Origin of the sequence: Enterococcus sp. DIV1090, from assembly GCF_050537975.1 — a bacterium.
GTDB lineage: Bacteria > Bacillota > Bacilli > Lactobacillales > Enterococcaceae > Enterococcus > Enterococcus faecalis.
The window spans coordinates 1,670,202-1,691,865 of sequence record NZ_CP172917.1; the positions used below are offsets into that span (position 1 = coordinate 1,670,202).

The following is a 21,664-nucleotide window of genomic DNA, read 5'->3' on the forward strand; positions in this document are numbered from 1 at the left end:
TCATTCCAGGTCATGCTCTTTTGGATACAACAAAATGAACTTATATCGAATCTATGGTTTTATGCTCTTAATAAATTAAAAAGTAAAGTAGGGATATTTATATGTCAGCAAAAGAAAAAACGATGAAATATGGATTGGTAGGCCTCTTTTTGGGGATATTGTTATTAGCTCATCTAGATTTATTAGCTGAAAATCTTAGTTATCTTCTCTTAGGACTATTACTTTTACTTGTTGCATATCTAATCTTGGTAAAAAAATTTTATTTTTTCTCAAACTTGATTCCTAAAAATACTACTGATATACATCTAAGTAAAAAATATGGTACGGCTTCTGGCATCGGCAGTTTAGTTATCGGGATTATTTTAATAATTCTGGGACTATTTTTATAGAAAAATAATTACTAAAATAAAACAAGCAGTGAAACCATAAAAAGTACACGAGAAAAGAACTCGTGTACTTTTTATGGTTACCTGTATAGCCTTCAATTTGTTCCTTTGTTACTACTTTTTATTAATAATGCTCTTTACAGTGCTACGTTAAAACAGCAATAAAAATTAATGAAGGGGAATTTAACTCAAATACCAATGATTATTATTTAAGACCGCTTTCTTAAGTAACCCTCATTGATTACGTACTAATCATGATAGGCTCCTCGTTGCCATTTATCTAAAAATTCATCGAAAAAGTGCGCATCTTGTTGTTCTGGATGTTGTTTTTCAACTTGATTAATTTTTTCAATTAGTTGTTCGTTGTCTTCTGTTGGATGATAGTGTGCTTCAATAAAGGCAGCAGCGATATCACAGATCAAGAATTCTCCTGTTATTTTCCCACCGAAACCAATAACATTTGCGTTCAATTCCTCTTTCGCATACAACGCTGTAGTCATATCGCGAACTAAAGCAGAACGGATACCCGGCACTTTGTTAACCGCATTGTTAATTCCAACGCCTGTTCCGCAAATACATATACCCAAATCAGCCTGATTGCTCATTACGGCTTCTCCCACTTTTTTTCCGAAAATAGGATAGTGAGTTCGAGTAAAATCATACGTGCCTACATCTAAAATTTCATATCCCTTTGCTTTCAAAAAATCAGAAACTGCTATTTTGGTATCCGTCACAATATGATCACAACCAATGGCAATTTTCATAAAAACACTTCCTTTCTATTATTTGTTAAGCCATTTTATTTAACATATCTACACGTATTTGATGACGCCCGCCTGCATAATGACCTGTTAAGAATTCTTTTATTATGTTTTTGGCTAGTTCCGTTCCAACAATTTTTGCGCCCACCGTGATCATCCGAGCATTGTTGTGTTCTCGCGCCATATATGCAGAACGCTCATCTGACAACTCAGCGACAATCATTCCTTTAATTTTAGCAGCAGTCATAAAACTACCTGCCCCATAACCATCAAAAACGATTCCTAAACTTTCAGTATCCTTTAAAACTTCATGAGCAACAGCAAGCGTTGCTTCTATAAAGTCTTCCGAAGCACTTTCACTTTTATCGATTACCTCAACTTTTTCTTGCAATAAGTATTGTTTCATTTCTGCTTTTAATTTTATTCCATCTAAATCTGAACCAAGTATGACACGCATTTTGTTTTCCTCCTTACCTCGTGTATCTACTATTAAAATTCTGTCCCTTTCTTTAAACTCAAATCCCCTTCTCGAAAACATAATAAAACAATATCGAACTTTATTCAACATTTATTTTCTTTTTTGTTTATTATTGTTTAATATTGTGTTGACATCTTTTTGAAAGCGTTTTATATTATACTTGTAAATAAATAATAATATATTAAAGAAACGAGGGGTTCTATGGTTATTAAAACATCGATTTTTTCATTAGATACTACCTATATTTCAAACAAAAAAACACAAGAAGAAGTTTTTGAAGAAGTTTATTTAGACTTGTTAAAAAAGAAATTAGTTACACCTGATTTTCTAACTAATTTATTGGAACGAGAACACAACTATCCGACTGGTTTAAGTTTAACACCGATTGATCCTGCACTACCGAATATCGCCATTCCGCATACCGAAAGTACCTTTGTACGGACGACAAGAATTATCCCGATTAAATTGAAACAATCCTTATCATTTCATAACATGATTATCCCAGATGAAACGCTCTCTGTTTCCTTTCTTTTCATGATTTTAAATGAAAACGGTATTGAACAAACGGGTCTTTTAGCGACTATCATGGATTTTATTAACACGACAGACCGTTCATCACTATTGGCTTTTTTTCAATGTGAAGATAAAGAAGAAGTTTATCGTTTTTTACAAAAAAATTTTAAAGGAGAGATTTAACATGATTAAAATTTTAGCTGCATGTGGGGCTGGGGTAAACTCTAGCCATCAAATCAAATCTGCATTAGAAACAGAATTATCTAAAAGAGGCTACCAAGTTTCTTGCGATGCCGTAATGATTAAAGATATCAATCAAGAGATGCTATCCCACTATGATATTTTCGCCCAAATCGCCAAAACAGATTTGGGTTTCCCAATCACGATTCCTGTAGTTGATGCAGGCGCAATTCTTTATCGAATTCCAGCAATGGCTGAACCTGTTTATCAACAAATGGAAAGTATCATTCACTCTTTAAACAAATGATTTCCTTTTCAGACTAATTACTTACGCTTCACTGTCAACAATAACAAAACTAAGATAAAAATTTTGTTATCTTAGCTTATGAAGGAGAAAATAAATGAATACGATTATTGACCTAGCAAATACAATTTTTAAACCTTTAATTGATTTAGGTGCTGCTCCTTTAATGACTATTGTTTTAACACTGATTGCCCTTTGTTTTAAGGTAAAACCCACTCGCGCATTAGAAGGTGGTCTTAAACTAGGAATTGCTTTAACTGGTATCAGTGCTATTATAGGAATTTTAACTACTGCTTTCTCAGATGCAATGGCCTCTTTCGTAGAACGTACAGGAATTTCTTTAAATGTTACTGATGTTGGTTGGGCACCTTTAGCCACCATCACTTGGGGATCTCCTTACACCCTTTACTTTCTTTTAATTATGGTGATTGTCAATGTCATTATGTTAATTCTAAATAAAACAAACACATTAGATGTGGATATTTTCGACATTTGGCATCTATCGATTGTTGGTTTATTTGCTATTTTTTGTGGCGCAAACTTAATAATTGCAACAATCTTAGTTATTTTCATAGGTGTTTTAAAAATTATCAATTCTGACTTAATGAAACCAACGTTTAACGATTTACTTAACGCCCCAGATACCAATCCTATGACTACCACGCATATGAACTATATGATGAACCCAATCATTATGGTTTTTGATAAAATTTTTGATAAGCTTTTCCCTTGGTTAGATAAATACGATTTTGACGCTGCCAAATTGAATAGTAAAATTGGCTTTTGGGGATCAAAATTTGCCATCGGGATTTACTTAGGGATTTTTGTGGGTCTTTTAGCTGGCCAAACACCCACGCAAATTTTTTCTCTATCCTTTACGGCTGCAGTCTGTTTGGAACTATTCTCTTTAATTGGAACTTGGTTTATCGCTGCAGTTGAGCCTTTATCACAAGGTATCACTGATTTTGCTTCGAATAAATTAAAAGGGCGTACACTTAATATTGGTTTAGATTGGCCTTTCTTAGCTGGTCGTGCTGAAATCTGGGCAGCAGCTAACGTATTGGCTCCAATTATGCTATTAGAAGCCATTGTCCTACCTGGCAACAAACTTTTACCACTTGGCGGAATTATTGCAATGGGTGTAACCCCTGCTCTACTAGTAGTAACAAGAGGTAAACTCATCCGAATGATTATCATTGGAGCAATCGAATTACCTTTGTTCTTATGGTCTGGTACCCTAATTGCACCGTTCGTTACCGAAACCGCAAAAAAAGTTGGTGCTTTCCCAGCGGGTCTAAATAATAATACTTTAATTTCACATACTACCATGGAAGGGCCAATGGAAAAATTCTTAGGATACTTAGTCGGCAATGCATCACAAGGTCAACTAGAATTTATTTTATACGCATGTCTGGCGCTAGTCGCCTATCTACTGATTTTCATTTGGTATGCAAAACAAATGAAGAAGCGAAATATTATTTACGCTCAAAAAGCTCAATAAGGGGAACTAAAAAGAAGAGGTGCAGATGCACCTCTTCTTTTTAGTAGATCACCCTGACAACTTTTTCCAATACTTTAGATGTGTCAAATTTATCTTTATTTGTAACTACCGCTGTCACTTCTTCTAATTGATAAAAAGAATAAAAATCCTGTTTCTCTACTTTAGAAGTATCCATTAACAAATATTTTTCTATTGAGTTATCTAATGCAATAGCTTGTGTTTGTCCTTCTTCAATAGTGGCTGTCATAATTTTATTATCTTTTAACGCATTACAACTAAAAAATGCTTTATGGAAATGCATTTCTTCTAATGCTTTATTAGCGATTTCACCAAAAAAAGATTTAGTTAAAAGTCGCATTTCTCCACCAACCAAATAAATGGTCAACGCATTCTTTTTTTTACTTAACGTTTCAAACACAGGCAAACAGTTTGTTACTACTCTTAAATGTTTAAATTCCATTGCCTCGGCCAAAAGTTCAATAGTTGTTCCTGGTCCTAGGAAGATAGTTTCTTCTTCGTGAATTAAACTTAATGCTTTTTGGACAATTTCTTTTTTTTCAACACTATTAATAATTTGTTTATCAGCATGAGACAATTCATGTGGACGATATGTATTTAAACTGCTAGCTCCTCCATGTACTCGTTTTAAACGCCCCGTTGCTTCTAATTCTGTCAAATCTCTACGAACAGTCATATCCGAAACATTTAATCGTTCCATAATTTCAGTAACTTTGATTGCCCCTTTTTGATCTACTAGAGAGACTATCGCATTTAATCTTTCTTCTTTTAGCATTTTCATCGCTCCATTGTTAGTATATCTTTTATTCTACGATAAAATACTTACTATGAATACTAAAACATTTCTCCATTTATTTTAACATGAACGACGATTCGTAAAAAAATGACAATTTAGCCTATCTTTATATAAACAGATATCACTCCAACGATTGATTTAGATCTATTTGAGCCTAGTCAAATAGAGATCTAGCATAAAAATTTCCCATAATTATTTTTACAGGAATATTCTCTTTTTTCGCCTGTATAGCCATTTCTTTGATGTGAATCGGATAAGAAACTCGATTTCCCATTGAAAAAGCACCTCCTAGTTAAATTCATTTTACCGTAAATTCAACAAGAGGTGCTTTTTTATTTTGTCTTAGTTTATTGGGTCAGTTCCATACCATGCTGGTACTTTTTTGTAAATTTATTTTCTAAAATAAATATCATTTAAAATTTAATCCTTTTTTATCTACCCAGCCCCTTAAGTCTGGACTATACACATACGAACCTGCATCCTGCGTGATGTGAATATATTGACTAGCATGATTATTGACATTACTTAAGTTATTGAATCCTTTTTTCCCCCAAGGCAAAGTGTCTATTGATTTTCCATTGTTCAAAACAGTTAAATGATTTTCTGTATTTTTAATAGTCCATTTTGTATTAGTAACAGTATTGCTGTTCTTTATAGCATCTACTTGACTTTGTGTGCTTACACTAAACGCTTTCTTATCTATCCAACCTAAATCTGGCACGAAGTAATATGAACCATTACGAGCAATTATGGTTACAGACTGATTTATATGGTCTTTTGTGTATCCTATGTGCTGAATACCTGATTGCCATGGAATATAATCAATAGAAAAGCCTGAATTAACGATTTTTGTAGGAATACTCATTGAAATTACTTCTGTCAATGCACTTTTTTCAACCCATCCTTTTAATTCATTACAATACAAATTTGTTCCAGTTTCTTGAGTAGCCGTTACGACCCATCCAGCAAATTTTCCAGAAGAATTAATGTATTCTGATCCAATACGTCCTGTTGGTAAAGTTTTAATTGTTCCAGACTGGTTATTAACCATCATTGTTTTACTTACCTCAGTAACCGTCACTGGATTTTCAGAAACTTTTAAGGGTTCTTTACGTAAATTAATTCCCGAGAATGCCCAATTATATACGTACGAATTTAAATTCCAATGACTAATATCTTGTTGATTCGTTAACATTACTTTATTCCACCAAGGATTCCAAAAATAATAATATGATTCAGCTGAAGGGTTACTTGGAACGATGTACCCCATCAACACAATTGCATGCCCTTTATAATCCGAGCCTTCGTATGTGGGTTTTAAAGAAACATAAATTGGTGCATTTTTATCGATTTGTTCCTTCACACCATTTCTATCTAAAGGTTTTATAGCCATGTCTAATGTATAACCATATTCTCTTTGCATCACCTTAATGACTTCTGACATAGTTCCTCCAGTGACATAATCAGTATTCAGTAGTTGCTCTTCTGTAGCATTAGGATATTCTTTTTTTAATAAATCTTTTGCATTAGAAATTTCATTTCCTTCCACAGTGTTCATCATTGCTGTCAGAGCATACCGTGTACACCAGGGAGCATATGTTTGAGTTTCAGTAATCATCCAGTTTGGTATAACTTTTCTAGTGTACTCTGGTACAATATCATCTGGTACAGAGCGCTTCTGTCTAGTAGATTCTTTTGCTGTTTGCATAATATTTACTGACTGATCATTGTAAGCTTGTTTTTCAATAACTAGTTGTTGTGTGTCATTATCTACTTTCAATGAAAAACATGAACCTTCTGATGTAGTTGTCAAATTATTTAATTGCTCTACAAATTGACTTGATATTGTTATTGACGGTTTGCTATTTATCATTGAAATCTCTAAAAGATTTGCAATAGTTCCTGTTTGTTTGTTAATAATAGGAAAGAACGCATCTTCATAGATTACTTCATTTGTAAGCAAAAATGGCTGTCCTAAATAGAATTCATCTACATTCAAAGAATCTGTGTTTTCCATTATTGACAAATTTTCGAAATAAAATTTCCAATTTTTTTGTGCTTGCGCTGTCAGTTCTTGATTCACTGCCTCTGTTTGAATGTACAAAGAAGAAGTATTAGATTCTGCTGCAAATGCTGGAATTCCTACTAACATACTCAATACAAATAAAATCATACCACCAAAAATTTTTTTTGCTCTCAATTAAATTCACTCCTTGAAATGTTTAATTTAGTGTAATAGATCCAATGTATGAATAATCTTTTTGGGGATTCCCATTTGTTGAAAAATCAGTTACACGTAAATTATTCACATTACTATTCACATTAATTGTGGTTGGCGTTATATATTTGGAATTCCAAATACTAGCCATCATAAAGTTTTTGTTCACTTGACCATCTCCTTCAACGTATACATATCCATATGCAACTGTAAGTAAATAAGGCTCCATCCAATCGAATTTATCTGGTTTAAAGCACAAAAGAACGGGATTTAAACTGTCAATTTGTTGTTTAATATTGTCATATTTAATTGTAGTCTCATCATTCCATTGCATAGTAACTCCCAAAGATTCTGCATATCTCATGCAATCTTTTATAGACGCTGAAGAATTTTCTAGTTCTTTATCCCTTCTTGTAGGATAGACATATTTTAAAATAGATTTAGCAGTAATACCTGTTCGCTTCGTTTTGTAATTAAGAACCTTCGCAAAAGCATGCTCAGTTCCTTGCAAATCGTCATATTTTTCAAGAGAATTGAATCCTTCTAAGCTCTTCATTTGAGGTGCTGAAGCAGCAAAAACTTGGCTTCCACAGCCCAAAAATAAAGTTAGTGAAACAATTAACATATATAATTTAAAGAAAGAAACTTTTTTCTTTTTCAAAGATTAACACTCCTCATCTTCATTGATTTGTTACTTACCAATATTTTTGCAAAAATACCTGCAATATTAAGAATACTCTCTTAAAATATTGCAGGAAAAAATCTTTTAAAATTCTGGTTAACCTTTATATTCACTTTGAGACCATACATCATATACAGCCGTAAATTTATTCACTTCAAGAACAATCCCTGAATAATTATTTTTATATTCAGTGTTTCTAGCCATATTTTGGAAATACAATGCTGTTAAACCAGAAACACCAGCCATAATACCAACAAAAGGCGCTAATGGTCCTGAAGAAAATATTCCTACTATTCCCCCTATACCAGCTCCTGCTGTTAATACATCAGCAGCATCATACATATTTTTTATAGAGGTTTTTGCAGTGTTATGATCTTGCCAACTACGATAGTAATTCCATCCTTCTTGAAAATCATTTTTATTATAAGGGTTTGTATTGTAAGTAGTGAACTTATTCTCTTTAAACTTAGTCTGATCGATTGACTCTATAGCAATATTGTAAAATGTTTCTTTAGTGTAATTTAAATCTAATTGCTGATTAAGTTTATCAAAATCAAAACTATAAACAATGTTTCTTACATCATCTTTGTTGTAAACATAATGACCATCTTCAATCTGTAAAACCGAAGTAATCTGATCTTGCATTGCTAAAAATTCTCTTGTAGCTACTTCTTCCTCTTTGCTTTGCTCAACCATATTCATTTCTTCATTACTTGCTGCCATAGCCACACTTGGCACACCAATCCCACCCATTAAACTAATTGCAACAATAGAACACAAAAAAAACTTTTTCATATTAACTCTCCTCTATAAAATATTTTTTGTAAGCCTTTACATTATTGCACACCTGTATTAGAATTGTGTAAACAACAAATATTAGGAGGATAATCATGAATCTGATATCATACAAAAACTATTTAATTTATACGGTTATTCTAATTTTCACATTATTATTTTTCTTCATCAAATTTGGTTATTCCAGAGCCTGGGAACAACCTATCCTAATTTTAGTACTTATAGGTTGGCTTTTCTTTTCAATTTTGTACGAAATTAAAAAGAAAAAGTATTCTAAATCAAAATCGTTGAGTAATTTGATAGTATCTTTTGTGTTCTTGTTACAAATATATCAAGTTAATAGTGTAGTTTCTAAGTTAGTTTTAACATTATTCTTCAGTGTCTGTTTATTTTTAACATTCTATGAATACATAAAATACAAACAAAACAAATAGTTATTTTAAAAGTATTCTGGTCTCTAAAATTTTGACCGTCAACGAAGTATCCTGTGTTTTCTATTTTTTTAATCTCTTTTAATAAAATAATTATTTGTTAAATCATTAAATGGTATAGAATGGTTATATGAAGCAAAAATCACTTCTTTACAAATTTATCTCTTTGGCCAGTCGTCTGAAAACGGCTGGCTATTTATCTGGTAAATAAAATAAAAACAATCAGTGGTCGATTGCTTTTTTTGTGCATAATTTTAGTGTAATTCCTTGTAAGATAGATACAGCAAATAATTTGTTTTTTCTATGAATTGATAAAGAGCTAGTTTTACTGAAGTTCCCAAATCCATCACCTTGTTTATTCTACTTTCTATCTCTTCCTTGTTATAAGTAAAAAAAAATATCTTCCCATACCAACGCTATTACTAATTCTTCTTCATGAAAACTTATAAAATAGGTACATCTATAAGAATTTCCTCTTTCATGAGCATAAATTTGCATACAAACCTTTTCCTTCCCTTTTTATTGATGGACATCAACCACTATTTTTTTCATCCTACTGGTACATCATAAGTTGCAATTACATAGGAAAATATTTATTCTGAACACAAATTTTTCAAAACTATTGAATTCAACAAGTACATCAATACAAACCAAAGAGGTCAAAACGTTTAAGTTTTTGACCCCTTTATTTTTAGTTGAATAATACACAACTAGCTTTTGTCTTATTCAAGTTGCTGTCGGCTTGCTTGATTTGCTTGCAGTGCTATCACCACTTTTGTTGGAAGAACATCCTGATAAAATACTCAATAAAAGACCTATCAAGATTATTTTTTTCATTGGGAATCCCTTCTTTCTGACAAGAATACTGTACTACTTTTCCACTTTTCTCACCAGCAAAACTCGACTAAAAACGGCTATGTTTATTTGTTATTTAATTATCAAATTAAGTTGATTGTAAGCATCCCATAACCAAGGATGCACGACTTTAATATCGTGTTTCAAAATATAATCGATATAGAAATATGCGGCATTTTCTAAAGAACAGTTTAAAGCTTGTAATAAACCATCTAAGTATGGTGGTTTACCTTCTTGATCCCACTTTATTTTATCAGCGACAAACAAAACTAAATCTATGTCCGAATAGTTTTTCTTCAATGTTGTATGGCATTCAATCGCTGATAAAATTTCATTGTCTTCAATACCAAAATCCATTTTCGCAATAGACTTAGAAATTTTTTGATGAATTATCATTGGAAAGGCCATTTCTGCTTCGTTTAATTCAATCCCATATTTTTGTGCGACATTAATTCTCTGATTATTTGGATAAACCGCAGAGATATCGTGTAAATATCCTGCAATACTTACTTTTTCTGGACTAGTTAAATATTTTTCACCGAGTTGATAGGCATACTCTCCAACTTCCATACAATGATAATACGTCTTCTCACAGTTTTTACTCACTAAATATTGTTTAATTTCATTTTTCAACACCTGTTGATGATCCATTTCCACAGCCCTTTCTCATTCCGATTACTCTTCTAGATAAATAAATTATACTCCTTTCATCCTCTAGCAACCTTTTATTTTTTATTAAATAAACAACTAACTAAATTGAAAAAATTGAAACTTTTTGGTCCTCAAATTCGTCTATAACTAATAGGACTTTCAATTTTGTATAACGTGGAGATGTATTTTTTAACTTTTTCATTAACCAAAGAGGAGTGAAAGTATGCGACATAAGAAAAGAAAATTCAAAATAAACGGGTATGTATTATTTAGTGCGTTAATCCTCATTGTTCTTGTTTTCATTCAAACGTTCCTATTAACTCAACCCAAGATAACAAGTAAAAATGATGATACTACGCAGACATCGACTAAAAATTCAACTGCAAAAAAAGATTCCCCGACCAAGTTAGAAAAGGAATCAACACACATGACTATTTCATCAAAAAAATATGCTTACTCAGCAGACAAAATCAGAAAATATATAACTGGAGAAGAACCTTACAAAGGTGAAAAATTAGTATTCTTAACCTTTGATGATGGCGTTAATAATCAAATAACCCCACAAGTCCTAGATGCATTAAAAAAGTATAACGTCCACGCAACTTTTTTTCTTGTAGGAAATACCCTAACTTCCGAAAATCAAAAGATAGTGACACGCGAAGTTGCAGAAGGACATTCAATAGGCTTTCATAGTTCAACTCATGATTATGCAACGTTATATCCAAACGGGATTGTCAACACTGAAGAAATACAAGCGGAAATAGCGGACATGGAGAACTCTCTTAAAAAAATATTGGGCGAAACATTTCAAACAACTCTCTGGCGATACCCAGGAGGTCATATGTCATGGGGAGGTACAGAAAAATCTGATGAATTATTCAAACAACTTGGCATCCATTGGATTGACTGGAATGCGATGGTTGGAGATGCGGAGCCGTTAGACAGACAGCCTACTACAGTCGCAGAAATGCTCGCTTTCCATCAACATTCACTTGAGGTTTATCCGGATTATAATATTAGAGTAGTCTTAATGCATGATTCAGTAGATAAGGAATTAACAAAACAAGCATTGCCACAATTAATAGAGTTTTATCAAGCAAATGGTTATCAATTTGGTGTCTTATATTAGAGCAACTCGGAGCACTAAAGGAAGTATTTCTGGTCTTAGTCAATGTTGATTTTCTACTTAATTACACACAAAAATACTAAAAATAGAGAGCAAATGCATCAACAGATGATTTTACCCTCTATTGAACATGATTAGATGAAAAACTGTAGGCCAAATTATTTGGTGGATTATTACTATAAATTAAAAACGCAATTTCGCTAAAAAAGCATCTGATTTCGCTCATTGCTTATATTTACTAGCTGTTGAAATGCCCAATTCGGATGATACAACATTTAAATACACGAGATTACTCGCACATGGCCTTTAATAACCAACAAGGAATTTATCCTTACCTAGATTATGTAATGCCTAATAAAGAAATACAGATGTTAATCAAATTGATTGATATCTACATTTTTTATATAAAAATAAGAATACCTTACTAAAATTAATTATTTTAAATGAGTTAAGTACTTTTTATGTTATTAATTCATATCCAAAGTTGTTTACTCTTATATATCATTAATAGAATTCTACTTTGGAACAGTGGCTTTGTATATGTTTCCTATTGGTTTATTTTCTAGTACCAAATACTTCAGCTTCTTTAAAATAAGATAGTAGCTGTCTTCAGGACTGTTCCATACATACACATAAGTTTAAATCTTACTTGTATTTACAGCTCCTGTTATAACGAATTTCGCAAAACCTACTGGATTCCTTTCTTATCTTCTGGTGGCAAAGTATCCCTTTCTTTTATAGTAGTGTTCTTTGTGATTAAACTTATCTGAATAAGGATCATCAACCCTCTCCCAATCGCTTTTCCATAATTTTGTAGTAATACGTATTTTTAGCTATTTGAATAAGCTTTATATCGTTTAACATGTTTCTCTGACTCTCTATGAGTTAATTCAACGATATCTCCAGCTCATACAGGGAAATCATTTAATTATTCCGAAATTCCTATTCCGTTTATATTATCGTAACCTACAACCTCTTTCTTAACGATATCCATAATTTCATTATAACTAACGATGCCATATTTCACTTTTCCAGACATTACATAAAAATCAACTGCTAAAATTGTTATTGGTACACTTCTTTTTCTAACATTTTTTTCATTCTATAATTGTTTCATCACTGACTCAATACCTTTTAGATTCAGAATAATATCCCTACAAATCATCTAAGTAAACGCCTTGACAAAAACACTAAATTACTACTAGAACTTCAATTAACTTCATTACTTATGACTAAAATCAGTTTTGCAAACGTTTCCTTTCAAGAGTATACTATAACCACAACATGTATATACACGTTTGGATAAAAAGGAGGCAAACAATTAATGGAGAATATGCTCGTATTATTAGTTTCACATGGAGAATTTTCTAAAGCTGCTTTAAACACATTAAATATGATTGCAGGAATTAATGACAACTGGAAATCTTTAGGTTTAGATTACGGAGAAGGAATAGAGGAACTAAAAGAGAAAATTAAGACTACTTTAGATCTATCCAACAAAGAAAGATTTTTAGTATTCTCGGATATTCAAGGAGGAACACCATCTAATGCAGTCATTCAATTAATTTTGGAAGGATACAATATACAGCTTTTTTCTGGATTTAATTTACCTTTATTACTAGACATTTCAACACAAAATTTATCAAATTTTGACCAAGTAGAAAGTTATTTATCTGAGAATTGGGAGTACTATTTGGTTAATTTAAACAAATTTATTAAGGAGAGATTATAATATGTTATTTGAATTAGTTAGAATTGATGATCGTCTTATTCACGGACAAGTTGCTACAACTTGGTTAAAGGACTATGATATCGAACAAGTTTTAATAGTAGATGATGAAGTTGCTAATAATGAATTGAAAAAAAATATGGCCCTCATTGCTGCGCCTACTGGTATTAAAATACACATATTTGGAGTAAATAAATTTCTAGAAGTCATGAATAAAACAAATATCACCCGAAAAACGTTGCTCCTCTTAACTAATCCATTTGACCTAAAAAAAATAATCGATTCTGGGATAGAAATTGATACTGTCTATATTGGTGGTATGAGGGCCTCTGAAGAAAGAACGAGAATCTCTAAAGCAGTTCATATTTCAAACTTAGAGAAACAAGCATTTATTGATTTAAAAAATGTTAATTTAATTGTTCAAACAGTTCCTAGAGATGAAAAAAATGATCTAATTACATTAATTAATAATAAGGAGTAATTACTATGTTAATAAAAGCAATCTTACTGGCCCTCTGGGGCGGTTTTTGTATGTTTGATGGGAAAGCTTGGCATTTTGGTTTTCAAAAACCTTTGTTAGCTGGCGCTGGTGCAGCAATTATCACTGGAGATATTTCAAACGGTATTATTATTGCTGCAACTTTGGAGTTAATGTGGTTAGGTACAAATAATGTAGGCATTTATACTCCTCCAGATATTATCGCTGGTTCAATCATTGGCGTTTCTATGGGAGTACTATCTGGTGGTGGTTTAGCTACTGGTATAGCTGTTGCCATGCCCTCTGCACTTTTAGTTCAGCAATTAAATATTATTGCTCAAACAGTTAATATAGGTTTAGCTCATAGAGCAGATAATATTGCTGAAAAAGCAGAACTGTATTCAAATAAAATTAATAGACTTCAATGGATCGGTGGAATTATAACAGCCTCAACTCGCATCATTCCTATATTTATTGTTGTATATCTAGGTGTACCTGTTATTGATTCTATTTTATCCTTTATACCAGAAACTGTTTTAACTGGAGTATCAATTGCCTCAAAAATGGTTGCTGCTGTTGGTTTCGCTATGTTACTGAGAATGCTAATAGACAAAACATCTTGGGTGTTCTTACTAATTGGCTATGTACTCGCAGCGTATCTCAAACTTCCTATAATTGCTGTAGCAATATTGGGAATAGCAATTGCTTATTTTTATGATATTTTAATAACATCAAAAAATAATAATTCATCAAAAGATAATATAAATAAATCCATCCAAATAGATGAGGAGTATGATTTATGAACAATAAAGATCTAATGACAGATAAAGATTTAAAAAAAATGTTTTGGCGAGCCCAATTACTCGGAGTGTCTGGTAATGCAGAACGGGGAGGTAATCTAGGTTACTTATATTCTATGTTACCTTTTTTACGAAAAAAATATAAAGATAGACCAGAGTCAGAGATATCCCTTGCTATGCAGAGACATCTTGAATATATGGTAACTCATCATGTTGCTCAGTTTTTATTACTAGGTACTTCAATGGCATTAGAGGAAACAACTGATGAAACTGAAAAAGAGATAGTAACAACCACAAAAGTTAGTTTAATGGGACCTTTAGCTGGTTTGGGGGATAGCATTCTAAGTTACACTTGGCTTGCAATATGTGGCAGTATTGGGGCAAGTTTGGCAATGAATGGTAGTTTGTTAGGTCCTATATTGATGTTAATACTCATTAACGTAGTCTGGATGCCTCTTAAGTATTATGGTTTAACCTTTGGTTATAAAAAAGGAGTTTCTATACTTGAAGGAAAAAATAGCAAAAAGTTGATCTCTAGAATATCTACTGCAGCAAATGCTATGGGAACCATTACTGTCGCAGCTCTTATTGTTAACAATGTTAAATTGGAGAGCGGGATTGAGTTTACGCTAGGTAAAGATAATGTATTAAATATCCAAGAAATGTTAGATAGAATACTTCCTAACCTTCTTCCTGTATTATTAACCTTTTTTTGCTATAAATTTTTGAGGAAAAACAATGGAAAATTTGTTGTTCCTTTAATTATTGGACTATTAATTATTGGTACACTCTTATCTATGGGAGGGATTATTAAATAATGAAATCAGAATCATATGAAATTTATTTTCATACGCAACACTATGTATTGGAAGCTGGAAAATTGATAAAATCTTTATTAGAAAACCCTCTTGATATAGATACAAAAAAAAATGAACATGATTTTGTAACAAATATAGATAGAATGGTAGAATTATTTTTAGTAGAAAAGATTAAGAAAATGTTTCCAAGTCATACAATCATAAGCGAAGAAGGTTATGGAGATACTGCTGTGGATTGGTCGGGCTATGTATGGGGAATAGACCCTATAGACGGTACGTCTAATTTGGTGTACAAAAGAAAAGATTTTGCAATATCAGTTGGGTTGTACAGAAATGGCATAGGCATACTAGGATTCATTTATGATGTGGCTAACGATATTTTGTACTCTGTATTACAAGGAGAAGGAATCTTTATAAATGGTATTAAAGTAGCTCCTAGACAAGACAAAAAATTGAAAGATTCCACTTTTTATTGTCGCTTTAATTATATATATTCAAATGAATATAATGTTAGGGATGTAATAAATAATTGTCGACATCTAGGGTATATGCCTTGTGCATCATTAGGATTTGTAGAACTTGCTCTCGGAAATATAGATATTATGTTGGGCAAGGGACATATGAAATTCTGGGATATTGCTGCTGGTAAAATATTTGCTGATGAAGCAAATATTTTATTTAAAGAACTAGATGGAACTGACTATAGCTTATTAACAGCAACAGAAAAAGACATAATTGCTTGTGGTCCAAATTTATATAAAGAATTTGCAACCATGCATCTATTTAAAACTTAGGATGTTTCATAACAAAAGTATAAAAATTATATATTAAGTGAGACTCCATAAACCTTAATTATTTTACAACTCAATAAGCATATCCTTAGTAATCAATGGTATATAAGAGACAAGTTTAAGCCTCCCTCTTTCCATTAATTTTTAATACTCAATAAATAATATTAACTTCAATATAAATTTGAATATATTTACTCTTTTAAAAAGCTAAAATTTTCTAAAAATATCTCAGTTTTTAATAATTTTATTGAATGATTCTGCCTAACTTGAATTGCCACTTATTATCTAAATATATCTCCTATAGCAAAACTATTCTTTGTTGATAAGGGCTGATGAGTTAAAAAACAAAGTAAAATAAAAAAAATCATACTCTGTCACAGATTTTTTCTATTTTACTTTGATTATTTTTGATTGATTAAACTGGCTCTAATTCTCTTCTTCTCAAATAAATTAAATCCGTAGGATATATTATTATTTTTATAAAAAAATTTTTTCAGTGTATTTTCAATACCTTTTTCTTAGATCAAAAGAGTTTGAAGTTTCTCGTAAAATTAGCCATCTAATATTTCTGTGAGTTCTTTCAACAAGATAAAAAGTAAGTAGGGCTCTTTGTCTAGAAAAGTTTCAGCCAATTCGTAAAAAAGTTCCATCTGATACAGAAATATTGAAAACCTAGTAATTGATCAACCACCCTATCTTCAGTGAGAAATAAGTATTTAAGTGCTCGAAACTTTGACATATTTTGTCTTCATACTGATTAATGTTTCCACTTTTTTATGTGTTTATTCGAATATTTTTGTTAAATGCCGAAAATACTGTTGCACCAGTGAAATCATTTCCTAATTTTATCTAAGATTGAAATAGATTTTCATATAAAATAAATCCAATAATGTAAGCCTTATATACATTTCCCCACATAAATTATTCACAAACTGCCATATTTTTGCTACTAATTATTTTTATTTATAAAGTAAAAGTATCAAAAAATAACTTTTTGATACTTTTCTTGCTTCTCTAAGCTAAGCACGTCTGTCACAGCCTCTCATTATTCAAATTTTCTTCTGTTATTATATCGTATTCCTTAATTCTTTTGGACTTGGGTAATTATCATATATCGTAATTCAGTTGTTAACAGTACCTTCCATACTACATATATACTAAAAAGTTTTAGTTTCCTTTTCAAATTTCTTATAACATACTTAAAACAGCATATTTAATTAGTAATATATGTTTTTTGATAGTTAATAAAATTATTAAATACTTTTTTGAAACATTCCTATACATTTCTATGTATAAATAAACCTATCACCTAACTATTTGAAAAAAATCTTCTAACTCATAACGAACATGTGGATAACCGGACTTTATCGCCTTCCCAACAGGTAACATCAACATCGCTTTATAGTTTTCTGGAACATGTAAGTATTCTTTCACTTTCCCAAAATCTACTCCTCTCATGGGTACTGACTCATAACCAAACGTACGGACAACATGCATTAGATTCATTGAAAATAATCCTAGATCGAATTTTAGCCCCTCAATTCCAGCATCTTCAGGGTGTAAATCTAAATAAGCTTGAACTCGATTAGCTTTACTTTCCATGTCTTTGGCATTTAAAATTCCCTTATTTAAATTAAACTGCATAATTTTTTCAATATTATACAAACTCAAATCTCCAAAGAGAATGTATACGACAGATGCATCCTCCACTTGTTTTTGTCCTCCAGCAAATGCCATTAACTTTTTCTGCTTTTCTTTGTTGGCAACAGCAACCACTTTCCAGGGTTGAAAATTATTGCTTGATGGTGCATTTGCGGCATTTCTTACCATTTCTTCAATAACAGGCTTCTTAATAATGTTCTTCGGATCAAAGTCTCTAACAGAGGATCGTGCATTCAAAAATTCTAAGTGATTCATTAGGAAACATCTCTTTTCTATTAATATATCTCTATTATAATAGTAGATATCAAAAAGAAAAGTACGCACTTTTTTGTTACTGTAAAATTGGAGGAAATCGAATGAATAATAATGAATGTGGTGTATCTAAAGTCATGGATATTTTGGGAGGAAAATGGAAGTTAAAAATATTGTGGGTGCTTTCCCAACATCCTTCTATTCGATTTAATCACTTAAAACGAGAAGTTGATGGTATAACCAATGTAATGCTAACACGGTGCTTAGAAACGTTAGTGGATGTTCATTTGGTTAAAAGAACCGACTATCATGAAATTCCACCTAAAGTTGACTATGCTTTGACAGACAAAGGAAAAGAACTTGTCCCATCTCTACTTTTTCTAAACGACTGGGGAAAATCAAACCTGTAATTTTTACGAACTTAATTTTTTGCTTAAAGGATCAGAAAGCACGATGACGTAATACTTTCTGATCCTTTATTCGCTTCTCAATCTAAAACCTTATACTTCAACACGGCTTCCATCAACTTTGTTTCTAAACGTCGTTTCATAAATTCATCTACTTGAATCGTTGTTGTTCTTCCTTCTTCATAAACATTAGTAAAGAGAATCGGCAGATATAATCTTGATAGTGTTTTAAAACTTTGGACATTGAAATAAAACCTACTTATTGTACAAGTAGCATACATAAACTGATTATTTTTCATCTTGAATTTTCTCCAAAGTGTATTTCAACTGTTTGACAGCTTTCTGGCGTTGATACCAGATACTCCCCGCACTTAAACCAATCGGTTCACCTATTTCTCGATCATTGTAACCAGCATAATAAAATAAAAGAATGATACGTTTTAGTTCCTCAGGCAATTTATTGATAGCTTCTGCCAATTCAGGAGTGGCTACTAAAATCTTCATTCCACAAGTAAAAAATACTTCACTATTTTCTATGTTTAAATCTATATAAGATTATTCCTCAAATTCTCGTTCCGTTAACTCATTTAAGAGAAATTGCCGCTCTCGAAATCTTTTATATTGCTTTTGAATGTTTCTGACTTCGTTTCTAATAACCGTGCAACAATAGCTATCAAATGTACAATGAATAAGTTTTTTTAGTGAATTATTCATTTTTATTCCTCCTGTATTACAAATATGTTTTTTCATATCTACAACAACCGGAAAGAACTATTTTCAAGAAAACTCGTTAAAGATATGAAAAAAACGTATAAGTGTTACTTTTATTTAAAATCTAAACTGAAAAAACTAACTGTCTACTAAATTATATTTCTCATTTTTATTTCTGAAATTGATAGTCAATTTATTTTTTTTAAATTTATCAAAAAGAAGCTTTAATCGTCACATAGGTAGACAAAAAACACTACTACCCCATTGATATCTAAAAAACGATTCAGAAAGTGAACTAAATATCATTCAAACTAGACAATAAAAAATCTATCAACAGATTACAAAGTGTAGCCGGTTGCTATATATACTAGGAATATGGTTATTATAGATAGACTATTTATTTAACAAATAATGTTTTCAATATCCTCTGTCTTTGAATTGAAAATTATTAAGGAGTGATTACTATGTTTCATGACACCATGCTATTTTTTTATTACATACTCATAGCTATCTCAATCGTTTTTACTTTGAAGTATCTAGTACAATTGTTATTGTTAAATAAAAAGTATCGACCAACATTAACTCTACAACAATTGAAAATTTATAACAAAAAGATACAAAACTATTTAGAAAGTGAAAATCCAATATTTAAGATTCAAAAAAAAGTTACTCTCTGTTTATTTTTAGTAATTAATTTATTTTTAGGATTAGTCTTTCCAAATTTAATACAGTTTATTAATCAGAATAAACTAGAAAATAAAAGACTTGTTTCGCTTTATATAGGAATCGCAAGCATTATTCTCAGTATCTTAGTTTTATTTAATTTGAAAATGGATATCAATAAAGATAAAATACTCTGCCAATATTTGAAAAGACAACCTAAAAACGAGCTTGGTGTGATTCAAATTAACAAAGGAGAAAAAGAAAAAATATTAAATGTTTGTAAAAAATTTGGTATTTCGTTACTTGTATGTGGATTGCTTTTTGTAATACATTATTTTTTCTAAATGATACAAAAAACAGAGGGGGTAATGAACCTCTCTGTCTTTGTATCATTTCAGACTAAAATTTAATTGAACTAGCTAAGAAAGTTACTGCCGAAACTATTAGTGTAATAATTTCATGACTTGTTAATGCAGCTCCTGCATACATCACAGCACCCGCACAAACTATTATGAATGATACAAATAAAAACCATCCAAAGACACTACTTACTACTGTATTTTGAATCCAATCAAGCACATCTTGGAATGGTTTACCAATTTTGCCCAAGTCAATCTCAAGATTATATTTTACAGACGTTGTAATTTCTGTACCGTCCACTGTATTTTTTGTCATATTAAAGGTAATCGAACCAGAAATGACGCCATCCTTATAACCACCACTAAATCCAGCATCTCCTGTTTCAATGGCGCTTGTTAATCTGGAAACACTGTCTTCAAATTTCTCTGTAGTCTTGTTGAGTGATAGGACCAAACACGACGTTAGCGATATCCCCTAGTCCTTCTTCAACTTGCACTCCATAAATCAAGGCTGTATTCGTTGCACGCTGATGAATCCCATCACATGGTAAAATCCCTGTTCATTGGTAATATTTATTATTTAAATCTTGTTGCATTTGTCTTGTTCGTCCATCACCGCCAGGCACTCATATCAAATAATGCACGGGCCCACATCGGATTGAATTTACTATCTGGTTTGCTAAATCCAGCAGCTTTTTTTATTTCAGTTAAAGCTGATACATTTTCTTTTGAATAAGTATCATCAAATTTTCCAGAACCCATTCCTTTACAACGAAATCCTGCATCAATTAACTTTACAATATTTCCATTTTTATAACCGATAGCTAAGTTAGGAGTTACTTGATTATCCCGAGCAGCTGCAGTTCCAGCTCCAAAATTATTTACTGGTGTATCTGTAACTTTCAGCTCTAACTGAATTGCTCGAATGATTCCATAGACTGTATCCCCCACCCTGTTTGTCCTGTTTCTGCTACACTACCATAGTTTGGATTGCTTCCAAATGTTTTATTTAACCATTGTTGGACCTCTAAAACCCAAGGATCTCCTAGATTTTTACGTGTGGCCATTTTACTCTCCTCTTTTCTCTTTTTTTGTTTATAATTGGTGCCTACCTGTGTTTATTTAGTTAGTATCAGCTATGACTTTGCTGTCATCACCAAATATATTCTTGCTAAAATAACCTCTCGATGACTAATGCGTTGCGATAAATTTATCAACTCTCACGTTCAATTTTTTCTGTTGTGACCACCATAATTTTTCTTAATAACTCCACCGATTTCCATAAAATTCTATTCCTTG

General features: G+C 31.6%; 26 protein-coding genes and 2 pseudogenes. 12 read left to right on the top strand and 16 right to left on the bottom strand.

Annotation, left to right across the window (positions count from 1 at the left end; genetic code table 11):
- Positions 1 to 101 precede the first annotated feature (101 nt).
- The gene (locus tag IGL48_RS08025; RefSeq protein ID WP_002357190.1) at positions 102 to 389 is read left to right on the top strand and encodes a hypothetical protein; all 288 of its coding nucleotides are present in this window, start codon (positions 102 to 104) and stop codon (positions 387 to 389) included.
- A gap of 245 nt (positions 390 to 634) precedes the next feature.
- Here the strand turns inward: IGL48_RS08025 and lacB are convergent, their stop codons facing one another.
- Both lacB and lacA read right to left on the bottom strand, forming a co-directional pair.
- On the bottom strand, positions 635 to 1,150 hold the full coding sequence (lacB, locus tag IGL48_RS08030; RefSeq protein WP_002410563.1) for a galactose-6-phosphate isomerase subunit LacB: 516 nt from the start codon (positions 1,148 to 1,150) through the stop codon (positions 635 to 637).
- Between the two features lie 25 nt (positions 1,151 to 1,175).
- Positions 1,176 to 1,604, bottom strand: coding sequence for a galactose-6-phosphate isomerase subunit LacA (gene lacA, locus IGL48_RS08035; protein ID WP_002357188.1), 429 nt, complete (start codon positions 1,602 to 1,604; stop codon positions 1,176 to 1,178).
- A gap of 222 nt (positions 1,605 to 1,826) precedes the next feature.
- Here lacA and IGL48_RS08040 point away from each other — a divergent pair, with 222 nt between their 5' ends.
- The 3 genes from IGL48_RS08040 to IGL48_RS08050 all read left to right on the top strand — a co-directional run bounded on the left by IGL48_RS08040 (position 1,827) and on the right by IGL48_RS08050 (position 4,123).
- Positions 1,827 to 2,321: a PTS sugar transporter subunit IIA gene (locus IGL48_RS08040; RefSeq protein ID WP_002357187.1), complete on the top strand. Its 495-nt coding sequence runs from the start codon at positions 1,827 to 1,829 to the stop codon at positions 2,319 to 2,321.
- A gap of 1 nt (position 2,322) precedes the next feature.
- A complete protein-coding gene (locus tag IGL48_RS08045; RefSeq protein WP_002357185.1) occupies positions 2,323 to 2,625 on the top strand; it encodes a PTS fructose transporter subunit IIB in 303 nt (100 codons plus the stop codon).
- Between the two features lie 94 nt (positions 2,626 to 2,719).
- Positions 2,720 to 4,123: a PTS galactitol transporter subunit IIC gene (locus tag IGL48_RS08050; RefSeq protein WP_048949350.1), complete on the top strand. Its 1,404-nt coding sequence runs from the start codon at positions 2,720 to 2,722 to the stop codon at positions 4,121 to 4,123.
- Between the two features lie 40 nt (positions 4,124 to 4,163).
- On the opposite strand, the gene IGL48_RS08055 is transcribed toward IGL48_RS08050, so the two are convergent.
- The 7 genes and pseudogenes from IGL48_RS08055 to yqeK form a co-directional block, all read right to left on the bottom strand.
- The gene (locus IGL48_RS08055; RefSeq protein WP_010717028.1) at positions 4,164 to 4,916 is read right to left on the bottom strand and encodes a DeoR/GlpR family DNA-binding transcription regulator; all 753 of its coding nucleotides are present in this window, start codon (positions 4,914 to 4,916) and stop codon (positions 4,164 to 4,166) included.
- A 430-nt stretch (positions 4,917 to 5,346) separates the two neighbouring features.
- Complete coding sequence (locus tag IGL48_RS08060; protein ID WP_010777726.1) at positions 5,347 to 7,137, bottom strand: C47 family peptidase; 1,791 nt, start codon at positions 7,135 to 7,137, stop codon at positions 5,347 to 5,349.
- Between the two features lie 22 nt (positions 7,138 to 7,159).
- The gene (locus tag IGL48_RS08065; RefSeq protein WP_010824748.1) at positions 7,160 to 7,816 is read right to left on the bottom strand and encodes a hypothetical protein; all 657 of its coding nucleotides are present in this window, start codon (positions 7,814 to 7,816) and stop codon (positions 7,160 to 7,162) included.
- 117 nt (positions 7,817 to 7,933) lie between these two features.
- Entirely contained in the window at positions 7,934 to 8,632 is a 699-nt protein-coding gene (locus tag IGL48_RS08070) for a hypothetical protein (RefSeq protein WP_002374582.1), read from the bottom strand.
- A 685-nt stretch (positions 8,633 to 9,317) separates the two neighbouring features.
- Positions 9,318 to 9,561: pseudogene (locus IGL48_RS08075) on the bottom strand (hypothetical protein).
- A gap of 231 nt (positions 9,562 to 9,792) precedes the next feature.
- Positions 9,793 to 9,900: pseudogene (locus IGL48_RS08080) on the bottom strand (DUF4767 domain-containing protein); the annotation flags it as partial.
- A 90-nt stretch (positions 9,901 to 9,990) separates the two neighbouring features.
- Entirely contained in the window at positions 9,991 to 10,569 is a 579-nt protein-coding gene (gene yqeK / locus IGL48_RS08085) for a bis(5'-nucleosyl)-tetraphosphatase (symmetrical) YqeK (RefSeq protein WP_010775916.1), read from the bottom strand.
- Positions 10,570 to 10,792: 223 nt separating this feature from the next.
- On the opposite strand from yqeK, the gene IGL48_RS08090 reads away from it, so the two are divergent.
- The 6 genes from IGL48_RS08090 (at position 10,793) to IGL48_RS08115 (ending at position 16,314) form a co-directional block, all read left to right on the top strand.
- The gene (locus IGL48_RS08090) at positions 10,793 to 11,698 is read left to right on the top strand and encodes a polysaccharide deacetylase family protein (protein ID WP_010824750.1); all 906 of its coding nucleotides are present in this window, start codon (positions 10,793 to 10,795) and stop codon (positions 11,696 to 11,698) included.
- A 1,321-nt stretch (positions 11,699 to 13,019) separates the two neighbouring features.
- A complete protein-coding gene (locus IGL48_RS08095; RefSeq protein WP_010824751.1) occupies positions 13,020 to 13,427 on the top strand; it encodes a PTS sugar transporter subunit IIA in 408 nt (135 codons plus the stop codon).
- 1 nt (position 13,428) lies between these two features.
- On the top strand, positions 13,429 to 13,905 hold the full coding sequence (locus IGL48_RS08100; RefSeq protein ID WP_010824752.1) for a PTS system mannose/fructose/N-acetylgalactosamine-transporter subunit IIB: 477 nt from the start codon (positions 13,429 to 13,431) through the stop codon (positions 13,903 to 13,905).
- A 5-nt stretch (positions 13,906 to 13,910) separates the two neighbouring features.
- Positions 13,911 to 14,705, top strand: a complete 795-nt coding sequence (locus IGL48_RS08105; RefSeq protein WP_010824753.1) for a PTS mannose/fructose/sorbose/N-acetylgalactosamine transporter subunit IIC — start codon at positions 13,911 to 13,913, stop codon at positions 14,703 to 14,705.
- Positions 14,702 to 15,520, top strand: coding sequence for a PTS system mannose/fructose/sorbose family transporter subunit IID (locus IGL48_RS08110; RefSeq protein ID WP_010824754.1), 819 nt, complete (start codon positions 14,702 to 14,704; stop codon positions 15,518 to 15,520). Before IGL48_RS08105 ends, IGL48_RS08110 begins: the two co-directional genes overlap by 4 nt.
- On the top strand, positions 15,520 to 16,314 hold the full coding sequence (locus IGL48_RS08115) for an inositol monophosphatase family protein (RefSeq protein ID WP_010824755.1): 795 nt from the start codon (positions 15,520 to 15,522) through the stop codon (positions 16,312 to 16,314). The genes IGL48_RS08110 and IGL48_RS08115 overlap by 1 nt, the downstream gene beginning before the upstream one ends.
- A 1,302-nt stretch (positions 16,315 to 17,616) precedes the next feature.
- Here the strand turns inward: IGL48_RS08115 and IGL48_RS08120 are convergent.
- Positions 17,617 to 18,228 (bottom strand): nitroreductase family protein, encoded by a 612-nt coding sequence (locus IGL48_RS08120; protein ID WP_010824756.1) that lies wholly within the window; start codon positions 18,226 to 18,228, stop codon positions 17,617 to 17,619.
- 101 nt (positions 18,229 to 18,329) lie between these two features.
- Here IGL48_RS08120 and IGL48_RS08125 point away from each other — a divergent pair, with 101 nt between their 5' ends.
- Positions 18,330 to 18,635 (top strand): winged helix-turn-helix transcriptional regulator, encoded by a 306-nt coding sequence (locus tag IGL48_RS08125; RefSeq protein WP_010824757.1) that lies wholly within the window; start codon positions 18,330 to 18,332, stop codon positions 18,633 to 18,635.
- Between the two features lie 77 nt (positions 18,636 to 18,712).
- Here IGL48_RS08125 and IGL48_RS08130 read toward each other — a convergent pair whose 3' ends face one another.
- Genes IGL48_RS08130 through IGL48_RS08140 form a run of 3 tightly spaced genes read right to left on the bottom strand, consistent with a single transcriptional unit; the run spans position 18,713 to position 19,346 of the window.
- Positions 18,713 to 18,931 (bottom strand): helix-turn-helix domain-containing protein, encoded by a 219-nt coding sequence (locus IGL48_RS08130; RefSeq protein ID WP_010824758.1) that lies wholly within the window; start codon positions 18,929 to 18,931, stop codon positions 18,713 to 18,715.
- A complete protein-coding gene (locus IGL48_RS08135) occupies positions 18,921 to 19,136 on the bottom strand; it encodes a sigma factor-like helix-turn-helix DNA-binding protein (RefSeq protein ID WP_010824759.1) in 216 nt (71 codons plus the stop codon). Before IGL48_RS08135 ends, IGL48_RS08130 begins: the two co-directional genes overlap by 11 nt.
- A gap of 51 nt (positions 19,137 to 19,187) precedes the next feature.
- Positions 19,188 to 19,346 (bottom strand): hypothetical protein, encoded by a 159-nt coding sequence (locus IGL48_RS08140; protein ID WP_010824760.1) that lies wholly within the window; start codon positions 19,344 to 19,346, stop codon positions 19,188 to 19,190.
- Between the two features lie 461 nt (positions 19,347 to 19,807).
- On the opposite strand from IGL48_RS08140, the gene IGL48_RS08145 reads away from it, so the two are divergent.
- Positions 19,808 to 20,350: a hypothetical protein gene (locus IGL48_RS08145; protein WP_010824761.1), complete on the top strand. Its 543-nt coding sequence runs from the start codon at positions 19,808 to 19,810 to the stop codon at positions 20,348 to 20,350.
- Between the two features lie 55 nt (positions 20,351 to 20,405).
- Here IGL48_RS08145 and IGL48_RS08150 read toward each other — a convergent pair whose 3' ends face one another.
- The 3 genes from IGL48_RS08150 to IGL48_RS08160 form a co-directional block, all read right to left on the bottom strand.
- The gene (locus IGL48_RS08150) at positions 20,406 to 20,819 is read right to left on the bottom strand and encodes a hypothetical protein (protein WP_010824762.1); all 414 of its coding nucleotides are present in this window, start codon (positions 20,817 to 20,819) and stop codon (positions 20,406 to 20,408) included.
- 158 nt (positions 20,820 to 20,977) lie between these two features.
- Positions 20,978 to 21,316 (bottom strand): hypothetical protein, encoded by a 339-nt coding sequence (locus IGL48_RS08155; RefSeq protein ID WP_010824763.1) that lies wholly within the window; start codon positions 21,314 to 21,316, stop codon positions 20,978 to 20,980.
- Positions 21,274 to 21,432 (bottom strand): hypothetical protein, encoded by a 159-nt coding sequence (locus IGL48_RS08160; protein ID WP_010824764.1) that lies wholly within the window; start codon positions 21,430 to 21,432, stop codon positions 21,274 to 21,276. Before IGL48_RS08160 ends, IGL48_RS08155 begins: the two co-directional genes overlap by 43 nt.
- Positions 21,433 to 21,664: the final 232 nt, after the last annotated feature.

Excerpts from the sequence above, each read along its gene's own strand:
- IGL48_RS08135 (WP_010824759.1), bottom strand. The coding sequence starts at position 19,136 with ATGAAGATTTTAGTAGCCACTCCTGAATTGGCAGAAGCTATCAATAAA.
- lacA (WP_002357188.1), bottom strand. The coding sequence starts at position 1,604 with ATGCGTGTCATACTTGGTTCAGATTTAGATGGAATAAAATTAAAAGCA.
- IGL48_RS08050 (WP_048949350.1), top strand. The coding sequence starts at position 2,720 with ATGAATACGATTATTGACCTAGCAAATACAATTTTTAAACCTTTAATT.
- IGL48_RS08045 (WP_002357185.1), top strand. The coding sequence starts at position 2,323 with ATGATTAAAATTTTAGCTGCATGTGGGGCTGGGGTAAACTCTAGCCAT.
- IGL48_RS08130 (WP_010824758.1), bottom strand. The coding sequence starts at position 18,931 with ATGAAAAATAATCAGTTTATGTATGCTACTTGTACAATAAGTAGGTTT.
- IGL48_RS08125 (WP_010824757.1), top strand. The coding sequence starts at position 18,330 with ATGAATAATAATGAATGTGGTGTATCTAAAGTCATGGATATTTTGGGA.
- IGL48_RS08105 (WP_010824753.1), top strand. The coding sequence starts at position 13,911 with ATGTTAATAAAAGCAATCTTACTGGCCCTCTGGGGCGGTTTTTGTATG.
- IGL48_RS08145 (WP_010824761.1), top strand. The coding sequence starts at position 19,808 with ATGTTTCATGACACCATGCTATTTTTTTATTACATACTCATAGCTATC.
- IGL48_RS08115 (WP_010824755.1), top strand. The coding sequence starts at position 15,520 with ATGAAATCAGAATCATATGAAATTTATTTTCATACGCAACACTATGTA.
- IGL48_RS08160 (WP_010824764.1), bottom strand. The coding sequence starts at position 21,432 with ATGGCCACACGTAAAAATCTAGGAGATCCTTGGGTTTTAGAGGTCCAA.
- IGL48_RS08120 (WP_010824756.1), bottom strand. The coding sequence starts at position 18,228 with ATGAATCACTTAGAATTTTTGAATGCACGATCCTCTGTTAGAGACTTT.
- IGL48_RS08055 (WP_010717028.1), bottom strand. The coding sequence starts at position 4,916 with ATGCTAAAAGAAGAAAGATTAAATGCGATAGTCTCTCTAGTAGATCAA.
- IGL48_RS08025 (WP_002357190.1), top strand. The coding sequence starts at position 102 with ATGTCAGCAAAAGAAAAAACGATGAAATATGGATTGGTAGGCCTCTTT.
- lacB (WP_002410563.1), bottom strand. The coding sequence starts at position 1,150 with ATGAAAATTGCCATTGGTTGTGATCATATTGTGACGGATACCAAAATA.
- yqeK (WP_010775916.1), bottom strand. The coding sequence starts at position 10,569 with ATGGATCATCAACAGGTGTTGAAAAATGAAATTAAACAATATTTAGTG.
- IGL48_RS08095 (WP_010824751.1), top strand. The coding sequence starts at position 13,020 with ATGGAGAATATGCTCGTATTATTAGTTTCACATGGAGAATTTTCTAAA.
- IGL48_RS08100 (WP_010824752.1), top strand. The coding sequence starts at position 13,429 with ATGTTATTTGAATTAGTTAGAATTGATGATCGTCTTATTCACGGACAA.
- IGL48_RS08090 (WP_010824750.1), top strand. The coding sequence starts at position 10,793 with ATGCGACATAAGAAAAGAAAATTCAAAATAAACGGGTATGTATTATTT.
- IGL48_RS08140 (WP_010824760.1), bottom strand. The coding sequence starts at position 19,346 with ATGAATAATTCACTAAAAAAACTTATTCATTGTACATTTGATAGCTAT.
- IGL48_RS08070 (WP_002374582.1), bottom strand. The coding sequence starts at position 8,632 with ATGAAAAAGTTTTTTTTGTGTTCTATTGTTGCAATTAGTTTAATGGGT.
- IGL48_RS08040 (WP_002357187.1), top strand. The coding sequence starts at position 1,827 with ATGGTTATTAAAACATCGATTTTTTCATTAGATACTACCTATATTTCA.
- IGL48_RS08110 (WP_010824754.1), top strand. The coding sequence starts at position 14,702 with ATGAACAATAAAGATCTAATGACAGATAAAGATTTAAAAAAAATGTTT.